Source organism: Bacteroidales bacterium (genome assembly GCA_035299085.1).
In the GTDB taxonomy this organism is placed as follows: domain Bacteria; phylum Bacteroidota; class Bacteroidia; order Bacteroidales; family UBA10428; genus UBA5072.
On record DATGXG010000039.1, the window covers coordinates 66,173 to 79,120 of the forward strand.

Genomic DNA, 12,948 nt, shown 5'->3' on the forward strand with positions numbered 1-12,948 from the left:
TAATTTCTTTTGTCTGTAAAATTACTGGGTAAGCGTAAAACGCAGGCTGAAACCGATGTTGGTATCGACCCTGCGGAAGGATCTGGAGGTATGGGGTTTGTTGAGGGTGCGGTCGAAGAAGAACTGAAGGTTAAAGCGGGGCGACAGCAGGTAATCGGCAGTAAATTGCATTTTCACAATCTTATCACCCATGGTGATCTGATCGCTTTCATCGTTTTCGGTTTCTGCAAAATACCTCACGATATTTTTATTATCCCTGATTGAAAGATCCAATTTCAGGTTCAGGTCACTTTTGAACGCACGGCCACCGATTTGCAGAGGCACTTCATTGAAACGGTAACCACCACCGATGATCAGCTCATCGCTTACATTTTCAGTCAGCTGGTTATTGGCAAGGCTTAGAGTTAACCGCCTGGCTTTACGGTATTCAGCCCTTGTGATGAGGTTGTTTACCCATGTTCCGTCAAACGATATCAGCGGATTCATTTCTTCCTGGATGGACACCGTATTCATCTGCAGTTCGGGAACAAAATTGTTCTGGAAGTCCCTTTGATAGGTCAGCCCGTCGATTGGATCCTCAATATAGGAGAAATTGGTCGAATAGGAATTTATGTTGTATACCGAACGGTAAGAATGCCTGATTGTAGCGGTTTTTAATACCTGGCTGAAGAGCGGCAATTTCGGAAGCCCGTCAAACGTCAGTATCCAGTTTGGAAGGATGCTCAGGATACCCGGAAATGATCCAAGTGTAATATTTTCAGGATCTTTCCCCGTGTAAGCCGACAAAAATGCGGGTATAATGACCTGTGGAGAAGTAGGGCCGAAACCATCTGTATATCCGGGTTCAACCTTTTGAGGCAAGCCGCTCTGGTAATTATAAGCGCTCTGTTGTTCACGTTGCCTGTACAACCGTTTTGAAATGGTTTCCCTGTAAAGTTTAAACCGTTCAAAGTTAGACGACCGGTAACCGTTTGAGCTTTTTATTTTTTCGAAAGCCGAACGAATACTGATTATCGAAATAGAATAGCCTCCGTTTACGACGTGATTATCTAAATAGAAGCCCATATCGGTAACGACCGAATCACTGTGATGGAAAAATTCGCTGTTAAATTCTGTGTAATTCCGGGTACCGTTCAGTTCGATGCGGAATCCTTTAAACGGCTCAAAAGTTCCCTTGATTGTGAAATTCTCGGTTTTTGACATGGTGAACGGATCGGAAAATGCCGGGTTGGTGGTCAGCCAGCCTTCACGTGCCGCCTTCCTTACAAAGTTTTTGTCCTGCACACCTATCAGGAACGGTAAACCTGGTGCGCCGTTGTATCGGTCACTCGTATTAAATCCGGCCACATTAGGTGCCGGCATAAACCCGGCCACTGAAGTACCGCCTGTAACCGAATAGGAAAGAGTAATATTCTTCAAACCGGTAAGAAAACGAATTGAATTCTCAGCAAGGTAGACAAGCGGTTTTTCACCGGTTTCCACCTTGCCTTCAACAGATACTGTAAGTCCCCTGTAACTGCTGTCGGATTCTACCGAAATACGGTTTTCATCGAGCACATCTACTTTTGCTTTTATTTCTTTACCGTCGGCATCCGTAATTTTTACCGTAACATCGTTTGTTTTGAGCTTATGAGTGATATTCCGGGCAGTGCCTGGTTTCAGGAAGAAGTTCTGTTTTGTGAAATTAACGGTTTTATAATTCTTTTCCTTCTCATCTTTAGGTTTGTCGGAATACTTGGTGTCGAGTCTTTTCAGGTATTTTGATTTGGTATACAGGTTCGACAGGTTAAGCGTTGAGCTACCCTGGATGGTATTTGAATTGGTGATCTCATTTCCGAGCGAACGGCTGCCTTCAAAGATAGGTCCCTGTTTCCAGTCATAACCCGAAGTATATCTCAGGTTTGCTGATGTCCAGCTCAGGAATGGGATTTTATTCACCGGTATATTGTATGTAGAGTTGAACCGGTGATTATACAATACCGGTCTGCCGCCTGTTTTTATGCTGTTCCATACCGATCTTGACCACTCGCTGTTATCTCCTTTCCTGAACATGTCATATGCGCCCGGCAGCTCATCGATCCTGGACACATTGTTAATGTTGAAATCAAATTTAAGTGACCGGGTAAGGTCCCAGTTCAGCTCATATCCCCTGTTCCATACGAAATCCTTACTCACTGTGGAATCCAGCAGAATATCCCTGTCCTCATATACATTGCGGAGTTTCATCTCATTGTATGTACGGGCGAATTCAGATCGAAACGATAACCGGCTCGGAACCAGGGTGAAGTTAAAATCCTTGATCAGCCTCAGGTAAGGCGATTTCATGCCTTTTGTTTTCTTGAACGGAGTTATGCTTTTGGGCCGTGAACTGTAAACATAATTGAAAGCCAGGCCATACTCAATTGAATTATTGCGTTCGACCTCATAGCTGTGAGCCATGGATTCGCTGTAGTCGGCAGAAACAGAAAAATTCGAAGGCGACAGCAGTTTGAATTTCTTGAATTCCTGGTTAACCCTTACATTGGTAAGGTTGATGCTTGTTCGGTTGATGACATCCTGCGATGTTTCCTTGATTTCCCTGCGTTCTTTTGCCGATGAGGCGCCGTCGATCACATCCTTAAGCAGCCTGTCGGGTTCTTTTGATGAGTATTCAGGGGTCACTGTGATTTTTGAAACACCCACATATAAGGGCACCGAAACTTTTGCCTTTTCAGGGAACAGTTTACCCAGTTCAAGGTTCGAGGCGACGTCAATCTGGTTGGTTTCTTCCTTGTTGCGGTCATCCACTTTTTGCTCAATACTTCCGAAACCCGGTTTTGATGTGGCTCCTGCGACCGACAGAGTACCCAGGTCGGCAAGCCTTACCTGTGTACGGGCATTTGCTGCCCATCCTCCCTTGTTATTGAAATCGGTTAGCCGGAGTTCATTGAACCAGATTTCGCCTGACTTGGGCATACCGTCGTTGCTGTATGGATTGTCGGTATCACCGGGGTTCCTGATACCCAGGAGCATCGTACGAACATTGCTCAGGTTTGGCGTGCCCCTTACCTTGATTATATTTTTACCATGCCGCCTTTTGAACACCCTTGTCCGGTCGTACAGATCGGGATGTTCCTTCATGGCTTCATCACGGGCCACTTTCAGATTGACAAGGTCTTCCAGGTTAATTTCAACCAGGTTACTGTCGGGCCATACGGTGCGCCTGTCGCCGTCGCCATAATTGCTGCCCGGAGGGGTAACCACAAGGGGAACTTCGTATTCATAATAGTTGTCAGTCTGGTCAGAACCAAGGCGTATAAAAGCGGTTAGGGCATGATCGTTTAACTGGCCGTCCTGAAGCGCTTCTGCATGGATGAACATCTTCAGTTTCTTGTACTGCCTTAGGTCGATGTTCATATTTTTGTAAGCAACCCTTGCATCACCGTCAGGAAGATCACGGACTTTAAACACAATGGATTGCTCATTCAACTGGGCTATCTGGGGTTGGCTGGGGTCGATAACCCTGTCAATTCCCGGGGGCAGCACATAGTTAACCGGAGTTTTTGAAGCGTTTTCTTCAATGTTTACTGAAGTGATTTCGAATGTGCCATTTTTAGTCTGATCGGTCACCGAAGGTCCGCCTTCTGCCAGGTCACCCGAATATTTTCTCCACTCGGAGCGGATCAGGTGTAATTCTGCGAACCTGAGAATAACGGGTTTTTCAAAGCCGGTAAGGTACATTCGCATAAAACGGATCGACTTGAAATCCTCGATGTTACCGAATTTATTTTCCCAATCTTCAACCGGAATGCGGAACTGGTACCATTTTGCGGTGACTTTACCGTCTGATTTACCGTTGACTATATCGGTAATGTATGGATTTTCAGTATTCAGATCCTCACGATGAATGGGTACGTGGTATTCATAATAGGCATCATTCTCATTCAGGGTGTTATCCTTATTGATGTCCTCGGTGTTCGGAAGGGTTGTGGCAGCAGCAAAATCGCCTCCGCTTTGTTCGGTTGTGGGTGAGTTGCCTTCAACGTTGTTGTAATTTTTATATCTCGAAATGACATTGGATGTATCCCTGTAATCGGAGCTCAGGAAATACCTGAAATCATCAGCAGCCGGGTCCTGGATGGCGCTGTTATAAGCCTGGGTGCCCGGAGTGAGTGAATTTAAAAATGAAGAGAATTTGACTTTCTCCTGTTCATCCGACAAACCATCCAATCCTACATCCTGTATAGCGCGGTTTCGCGGGTCAGCGTCAAATGTGTTAACAATGCTCTGCACAGTCGGTACCCGACCCCATACTGTGCTTTCATCCACTTTTGTAGCTGAATCGGCTGTGGGAAGTCCATTTTCAAAGAATTTCCGTGAATCTTTCAGCACGTCTTCGGAAACTTCACCAAGATCAAAATAAAGGTCTCCGCCGGTATGCTGGTTATCATAAAGGAAGGGGTCCATGAGCCAGAATTCAATGTACTCGATGTTTGATGTCTCAAAATCAGTAGTCTGAAGTTCCCTCATTATGCCACCCCAGCGTTTTGCAGGATCGGGGAGTTTATTATCATCTGTCAGGCCCGGGTCGAAGTTGTAAGGACCTCTTTCCTGGGGGAAAAAGGCCATATTCATGATCAGCAGAGTGTTCTGGAATCCGGTTCCGCTTTCACGGTTTTTGAAGAGTTCGGTTTCAAGAACTTCTCTCTCATAATGGTTTTTCTGAACATCGTCCACACTAATGGCTTTGGGTGTACGGCTTTCATTTCGTGTGAATAACGGGTCGATGGAATACCACGCCAGTTTTGACCGGCCATAACCATATCGTAAATCATTTAATAAACCCGCATTTTGGAATGATCGCGGCGTGCTCGACAGGAACCATGATTGCGGAGTTTTCAGCTCAATGGTGGTTTCAGTTCCTTCAAAATCGTCTATATAGGCCACGCCGCCTTCACCGATAATTTTTGCCTGGCCGGGAATCAGGTGGGCAAATTCCGCATCAAAACTTATTGAGGAAGTTTCTTTGGTTTCGATGAGTGGCAGTTTATCAATGAGTTTTGTGATGAGGCGTGAATCCGTCCTGTAATTGGTATTTAGTCCCCAGATCGTATTGGATATGGGTTCATCGCCCATATTTACTTTCTGGGTGAGCGGCCGTTCGGTAAGATTCATAATGGTGGCACCCACGTTGAAGTTATCCGAGAATTTGTAATCAAAATGGGTTCCCAGCAGAGTTTTGGTCTGCATATTGAAAAGGGCGTTATTTTCAAGGGATATCGAAAGTGGAGCACCCGATTGAAGGAGGCCCTGGTTAATGATTTTAACTCTTCCCAACGCATAATCCACTGAATAATCCTGTCCTTCGACCAGGGTAATTCCACCGGAAGAAACCTTCACCGAGCCCGCAGGAATATTCATTGCATTAAGCTGTATTTCCGATCCGGATGCAGCCTGGTATGATCCTGCCATGAAGAATTTGTTCTTCCGCGAAAGCTGACGAGCCTTGGTTTGGGTGGAATCGTACAATTCCTCAAATACATATTTGTCGGCGATCGAATTTTTTGCAGCGTCCCCTCCTGTTATCGTTCTTCGCAGGTCAGCGCCGAATGGTTCTGTCTGTGTAAAGAATATTCTTCCGTCCCGGGTGCTTATCGAGGTTCCTTCAATGAAGTCAAATCGACCGTCAGGATGGGGTTCATTCCTTGAATCAAGGTTATCCATTTTCATGACCCTAAGGAGGATTTTGCGGTTGAATGCGCTGTCAGCGCCATTTTCAACGATATAGTTGACCGGAACACCGGTTTCATCCTTACGGTAAAGGACGTCAAGTATAAAATCCTTATTGGATACCTGGTATGCGCCGATGGCATAAACGTTCTTCATCATCAGGTCCCAGGTGGCCGATTTTGGGGTAAGGCTTGTTCCTTTCAGCAATTTTACAACCAAAGTCTGCGGTGCACTGACACTGTTTGTTGAAAGTTCGCCCACATGGTATGTCTTTCCCCTGTATGTGTAAACATAAGCAACAGCTAAAACTTCATCGGTTCGCAGGGCTGAATTCAGTGAAATATATCCCAGTTCCTCGTTTATTGTATATTCAGAAGAAGTAAGTCGCCGTGCATTTTCAATTTTTTCATAATCCTTGCCGCCCATGAAGTTATAGGAAGATTCAAGTGGGCCTAATACCGATGCAATCTGGTTAAATGTTCTTACCGATTCATATTGAGTGATAATGGTATTATAGAGTGCATTCCGATTGTTGTCTACCGGTTCATTCGTTCCCACAGGAGAAATGAAAGCCGGAGGTCCTATAAAATTTGCAGTGTCCGGACCGTATCCTTCACCAAGGTCAGCAAGGGCCAGGATATTTCGGGTATCCGTTGTAGACGCGTTTTTATTGGTGATCCAGACTTCGACCTGTTCAATTTGAACACCCGAATTTACATAGGGAAGGGAAGAAAGCCAGGTGCTGTAATTATCCCTGAAAAAATGAGAAAGGAAAAAATGGCGGTTGGCGTCATAATCCACCGCATCAATCTCAAATTCGCTGACTTGTGCCCCGCCTTTAACTTCGATATTTTGCGATTGTCCTTTCTGATGACTGACAACCGAACTCACATACAATTTACCGAACTGAAGATCGGTTTTTAACCCAAACAGGCTCTGGCTACCGGTAATAAGAGTTCCCGGAAGGTTAAAAGCCACGTTGCCGGCTTCTATTTTTTTGATGATCTCATCTTCTTTCCCTGTATACTCGAGTTTTGTCTTATTCTCAAAATCGAAGGCTGCTTCCGTGTTATAATTGATACCGAGCTGCATTTTGTCACCAATACTGCCCGTGACATTCATTTGTATTCTCTCCTTGAAAAGGAACGAAGGATTACGCCTGTTTTTCTCTGAAAGCGCCGGGTTGTCGATCCTCGACATGTTGTATCCAAAGATCAGCTCGGCCGATCCCTGGGGTGTAATGGTGATGACATCGGTGCCGAACACCTTGTCAAATGTTTCGCCCATCTTGATTCCAGGGACAAGTGACGGCCCCTGTGTGGCTTTGTTCTCACGGGAGCGTTTGTACCAGTAGTTATTCACCGAGTTCCGCCTGTCATATTCCATATATTCCCGGAGTGACATCGAAGAGGGCGGCCGGTAATTCAACGAACCTACCTTTTCAGAAAATTCATACTGCCCGGTTTCCGGATTGTATTGAATATTCTGTTTTATATTCGAAGGATCTTTGAGATAAAGCGGTGAACCGTTGCCCGTATTAGAAAAGGGGTAATTATCCTGGGATGGTAATGGATATTTTATTTTGGCTGTGTCGCGCTGGTTAACCTGGGCCGAAAGAGAAAGCGAAAGAAAGAACAGGCAGAATGCCGGCAATGACCGCAATATAAAAGTGACGGGCACTTTCAGCAAGTTCATATGTCTGACCGGCAGGGTTATCAAATTTGCTTTTTTAATGCACTACATTTGTTTAAGGGCCTTCTTAATCAGGTCTTCAAGAGAAAGGTTTTTTTCTGCAAGAAGTATCCGGGAAATAACCTTATCGGCTTCTCCCTTATTGAAACCTAAAATTACCAAAGCAGATAACGCTTCATCCTTGATTCTATTGTCCTGTGCCGGAAAAATTTCGCCTGTTGATTTATCTTTTGAGATCTTATCGCGAAGATCAATGATGACCCGTTGCGCTGTCTTGGCGCCAATTCCCTTGATACTCTGAAGAAGGCTTGTATTACCCGACAATATTGCCTGTTGCAGGTCATCGGGACCCAGTGAGGAAAGGATCATACGGGCGGTGTTTGCCCCTATGCCGGAAACCGATAGCAGAAGGCGGAAGATTTCGCGTTCTCTCCGCGATGAGAAACCGAAAAGTAAATGTGCATCTTCACGGATCACATGATAGACAAAAAGTTTTGCCCTGGCATGCGGTTCGATCTGTGAATAGGTTGTAAGTGAAATTTGCATCAGGTAGCCGACTCCTGCAATATCAATAACACAAAAGGCAGGATTTTTTTCTACAAGAGGCCCTTCAATATATTCGTACATATCAGGATGTTTTGGACATCAGGATTCAGTAATGTCAACCGGATTTAAAGGATTGGCTGAGATATCCCTGTACTGCATGCGGTTTTTGAAGATTTCAACTGCCATGTATACGGCCTTCCGGAAGGAATCGGCTGATGCCAGGTTCTTACCCGTAATATCGTATGCAGTTCCATGGGCAGGAGAAGTGCGGACAACCGGAAGACCGGCGGTATAGTTTACCCCGCCCTCAGTGGTAAGTGCTTTAAAGGGAATGAGTCCCTGGTCATGGTACATGGCCAGAATGGCATCGAATTTACTGAACGTTCCGGCGCCAAAAAATCCGTCAGCCGGAAAGGGACCGAAAGCCATGATGCCTTCATTCTGCGCTTCATTAATGGCTGGAATAATTTCTTTCTGTTCTTCGTCTCCGATCACGCCTTCATCGCCAGCATGGGGATTAAGTCCGAGAACGGCAATCCTGGGACGCCGGATGGCGAAATCAGTGAGCATCGAGTAGTTTATGATCCGCAGTTTGCTGAGGATTGTGTCACGGGTTATGTATTCTGTCACTTTTGCCACGGGAACATGTGATGTAACCACACCGATGCGCATGAGGTCGTTTACCATAAGCATCAAAACACCCTGGGCATTAAAGCGGGTTTCAAAAAACTCGGTATGACCGTTAAAATTGAATTTATCCGATTTAATATTGGCTTTGTTGATGGGTGCTGTAACAATCACATCCAGTTTGCCATCGGCCAGGTCTTTAACGGCAATTTCAAGAGCCTGCAGCGAAGCTTCTCCGGCATATGGAGTGGATTTCCCCAGTTCAACCCTGGCTGAATCGTCAATGCAATTGATGATGTTGGCACGGCGGGCAACGGCTTCGTCAACCGTGCGAATGGAGTTGAAGGTGAAATTTTCAAGGTCCAGCGCTTTGCGGTGATAGGCGGCAACTTTGGGTGAACCATAAACTACCGGGGTGCATAAATCGAAAATCCGGTTGTCAGCCAGTGTTTTCATAATAACCTCATAGCTGATGCCATTGATATCGCCCTGTGTTATGCCCAGGATGATTCTGTCTCCTTTCATGGGTTGTAATTAGTAATTGTTTTTAAGGCGTTAAAGATAGTTTATTTTGGTGATTAGTAATTAGTGATTAGTGATTAGTGACTGGTGACAAGATACCGGATTCTGGATGGATCTGTCCCTATCGTCTCTAAAGTCCCTATTGTCCCTAACCGATCACCGATCACCAATCACCGATCACCGATTACTGAATACCCTTTACCGAACCGGACGCCTACTTTTCCAACAATTTTGTATCTTTGCAGGAAAAATCGGAGATGGCTCTGTTTCGCACGATATTAATACTGTTCATCATATTCTACGTTTTCAGAATATTTACCCGGTACATCCTGCCCGGAATGTTTGTGAGCTACATGGACGATAAAATGCAGGAGTTCACCAAAAATCAGAAAAAGCAAGCTGAAAATGCACGGCGTCGCGAAGGTGAAGTGACAATTAACTACAAACCCGGCTCTTCTAAGGACAAACCCGCGAAGGGGGAGTATGTGGATTATGTGGAGGTGAAGGAATAATTTACGACTGACGATTGATTCGATTTACGATTGATAAAACAGTGACTGGTGACTGGTGATACCGATTACCTCTTTGCAAGGTCCTGCCTGTGCAGGCAGATTGCTTCTGACCGTAGGAACCGGTCATCGCAATGACGGCACTTTGCTACAGCTTATTCTTAATCTTCTTCGCGAAATTTGACGCGAAGACAAAATCATTCAGATTCTGGTTGTCGGAATCAAGGATACCCTCGCGGGTTCCTTCCCATTCTTTTTTGCCTTCATGAATAAACACCACCTTCTCACCGATTTCCATAACGGAGTTCATATCATGCGTGTTGATTACGGTTGTAATATCATATTCATGAGTAATTTCACTGATGAGTTCGTCAATAACAAGAGCCGTTTTCGGATCGAGTCCCGAATTCGGTTCATCACAAAAAAGATACCTCGGATTTTCAACAATTGCCCTGGCGATGGCAACTCTTTTCTTCATACCACCGCTGAGTTCACCGGGGTAGAGGTTATTCGATTCGGTAAGATGTACACGCCTGAGGCACATATTGGCCCTGTCGAGTTTATCAGACAACGTCATGTTGGTAAACATGTTAAGAGGAAACATCACGTTTTCCTCAACTGTAAGCGAATCAAAAAGTGCACTTCCCTGGAACAGCATCCCGATTTCACGACGGATCTCTTTGCGTTCACCGAAATTCATCACAACAAAATCGCGGTTGTCGTAATAAATGGCACCCCTGTCGACTTCATGTAAGCCGACGATGCTTTTCATGAGCACCGTTTTCCCCGAGCCGCTTTTGCCGATTATAAGATTGGTTTTACCTTTTTCAAAAGTGACTGAAATGTCGTCGAGAACGGTTGTCCCGTTAAACGATTTGACCAGGTGTTCAACACGGATCATCAGGCAAGCATTAATTGTGTTAATACGAGGTCGGCAAGTAAAATGAGAATACTACTGTATACCACTCCTCTTGTGCTTGCACGGCCGACTTCGAGCGCACCGCCCTGGACATTGTAACCGTAAAACGCGGATACCGAAGTTATAATGAAGGCATAAACAACTGTTTTTACAAGTGCATAGGTTATATAAAACGGAACAAACAGATACTGAATGCCGTAAATATAATCAGATGACGGAAGAGCACCGGTGATGACAACCGCAAACCATCCTCCCACCATTCCGATAAACATACTGATGAGGGTGAGAAACGGATTGAAAACCATGGCTGCAAGTATTTTCGGCAGAATAAGATAGCTGGCCGAATTGATACCCATCATTTCAAGGGCGTCTATTTGTTCGGTTATCCTCATGGTCCCGATTTCCGATGCGATATTGGATCCTACTTTCCCTGCAAGGATAAGTCCTACCATGGTTGAGGAAAACTCAAGCAGCAGGGTATCACGGGCAGTAAGGCCTATCAGGTATAAGGGAATCCAGGAACTTTCGAGATTGTACCGTGTTTGTAGCGTGATAACAGCACCGATGAAAATGGAGATGATAATGACTATACCCACGGAATTCAATCCGAGGTTCTCAATTTCACGAATGGTTTGCCTTAGGTATATACTATGTTTTTCGGGTTTGGCGAAAACGCGCCCCATTAAAAGAATATAACGGCCGAAAATCGAGAAAAAATTCATACCTGCAAAAATAATGATATAAAATCAAACTTAATGTTATTGATCGACAGATTAACCAGCTACATCAAAATAAATTAGCAGTCAAGCGTTAATTTGTTAAATTCGCTCCTCATGATGAACAATACAAAACTACTTTAGGATCAGGACAATGAACAACAATCATTTTTGCATTATTATGGCCGGAGGTGTCGGAAGCAGATTCTGGCCGTTAAGCAGAACCCGTAAACCAAAACAATTCCTCGACATTCTGGGAACAGGAAGAACGCTGCTTCAGCAAACCGTCGACCGTATCAGGAAAGTCATACCGGTTGAAAATATTTACATCGTTACAAACGAGGATTATGAAGCGCTTGTTAACAAGCAACTTCCCGAATTATCACACCGTCAGGTTCTGCTGGAGCCCCTCAGAAGAAACACAGCACCCTGTATTGCCTATGCCAATCACAAGATTAAGCTCATTAATCCTGATGCCAAAATCCTTGTTGCCCCTTCAGACCATATTATTCTGAAAGAGCAGGATTTCCTGGATGTAGTCATCAAGGGACTACAGTTTGTGACCGAGAATGACAGCATGCTTACCCTGGGAATAATGCCTAACAGGCCGGAAACCGGTTACGGCTATATACAGATCAACGGGGATAAAACGCGAATTGAACTGAACGAAAGTATCAGAAGGGTGAAGACTTTTACCGAAAAACCCGACCTGGCCATGGCCGAAATTTTTATCCAAAGCGGAGATTTCTTCTGGAATTCAGGTATGTTCTTCTGGTCACTTTCCACCATTATGAAGGCCTTCAATACCTATCTTCCCGAAGTGGATCAGCTGTTCAGCGAAGGAAAGGATTTTTATAACACCGACAGCGAAGGTGAATTTATCAATAAGGTATATCCCAACTGCAAGAATATTTCAATTGACTATGGAATCATGGAAAAGGCAGAGAACGTGCATGTGCTTTGCTCTGATTTCGGATGGTCGGACCTGGGAACCTGGGGCTCTTTGTATGATATCCTTGAAAAGGATGAAGATAAAAATTCTGTAACTGGCTCGAATGTTTTCTGCTATAATTCAAAAAACTGCCTGATCAACCTGCCGGATAATAAACTTGCCGTGATCCAGGGCCTTGATGATTACATTGTAGTCGAGTCGGAAAATATTTTGCTTGTGTGCCGCAAACAGGACGAGCAAAAGATCAAAAATTTCGTGAATGATGTGAGGCTGGAGAAGGGGGAGGAGTTTGTGTAAACCTGACAGCGTCCGAAGGATCTGTCGGCGTTTGAACGCCTAAATTCAGCTAGTACAAAGATGTCGCCACTCCGTGGCTTTAGGGTAATATAAGTCATCCCGTTTACTACAAAGATGCCGCCACTCCGTGGCTTGTACGTAAATCCAACAGCCACGCTAGTGGCGACATCTTTGTAGTAAACGGTAATTCCCAATAATTCCCAGCCACGCTGGTGGCGACATCTTTGTAGTAAACGGTAATTCCCAATAATTCCCAGCCACGCTAGTGGCGACATCTTTGTTGTCCCTATCGTCCCTATCGTCGCTAAAACCAACACTGAACAAGGAACACCGATTTAAGAATAACGAAGACTGCAATAAAGCAAAAACCTGCTGAACTCTCGTCACAGCAGGTTTACATAACCCCAATATAGTGTTTACACATATTCTTTCATATTAGTTGCAGGCCAGCATTTCGTT

The 12,948-nt window shown here is 44.8% G+C and carries 7 protein-coding genes; 2 read left to right on the forward strand and 5 right to left on the reverse strand.

All coding sequences use genetic code 11. From position 1 onward, the window contains the following. Positions 1–21: 21 nt before the first annotated feature. From sprA to pdxA, 3 genes are read right to left on the reverse strand one after another with little or no spacing between them, the layout of a single operon-like run. Positions 22–7,404, reverse strand: a complete 7,383-nt coding sequence (sprA, locus tag VK179_12980; protein ID HLO59653.1) for a cell surface protein SprA — start codon at positions 7,402–7,404, stop codon at positions 22–24. Between the two features lie 42 nt (positions 7,405–7,446). Continuing rightward, positions 7,447–8,028: a Holliday junction branch migration protein RuvA gene (gene ruvA, locus VK179_12985; protein HLO59654.1), complete on the reverse strand. Its 582-nt coding sequence runs from the start codon at positions 8,026–8,028 to the stop codon at positions 7,447–7,449. Positions 8,029–8,046: 18 nt separating this feature from the next. Then, positions 8,047–9,099 (reverse strand): 4-hydroxythreonine-4-phosphate dehydrogenase PdxA, encoded by a 1,053-nt coding sequence (gene pdxA, locus VK179_12990; GenBank protein HLO59655.1) that lies wholly within the window; start codon positions 9,097–9,099, stop codon positions 8,047–8,049. 254 nt (positions 9,100–9,353) lie between these two features. Between pdxA and VK179_12995 the strand changes: the two genes are divergently transcribed. Next, entirely contained in the window at positions 9,354–9,608 is a 255-nt protein-coding gene (locus VK179_12995; GenBank protein ID HLO59656.1) for a hypothetical protein, read from the forward strand. A gap of 145 nt (positions 9,609–9,753) precedes the next feature. Here VK179_12995 and VK179_13000 read toward each other — a convergent pair whose 3' ends face one another. Both VK179_13000 and VK179_13005 read right to left on the reverse strand, forming a co-directional pair. Then, positions 9,754–10,506 carry an ATP-binding cassette domain-containing protein gene (locus VK179_13000; protein HLO59657.1) on the reverse strand — a complete coding sequence of 251 codons (753 nt, stop codon included), beginning with the start codon at positions 10,504–10,506 and terminating at the stop codon, positions 9,754–9,756. Then, positions 10,506–11,246 carry an ABC transporter permease gene (locus VK179_13005; protein HLO59658.1) on the reverse strand — a complete coding sequence of 247 codons (741 nt, stop codon included), beginning with the start codon at positions 11,244–11,246 and terminating at the stop codon, positions 10,506–10,508. The genes VK179_13000 and VK179_13005 overlap by 1 nt, the downstream gene beginning before the upstream one ends. A gap of 148 nt (positions 11,247–11,394) precedes the next feature. Here VK179_13005 and VK179_13010 point away from each other — a divergent pair, with 148 nt between their 5' ends. After that, on the forward strand, positions 11,395–12,489 hold the full coding sequence (locus tag VK179_13010) for a mannose-1-phosphate guanylyltransferase (GenBank protein ID HLO59659.1): 1,095 nt from the start codon (positions 11,395–11,397) through the stop codon (positions 12,487–12,489). The last annotated feature ends 459 nt before the right edge of the window (positions 12,490–12,948 follow it).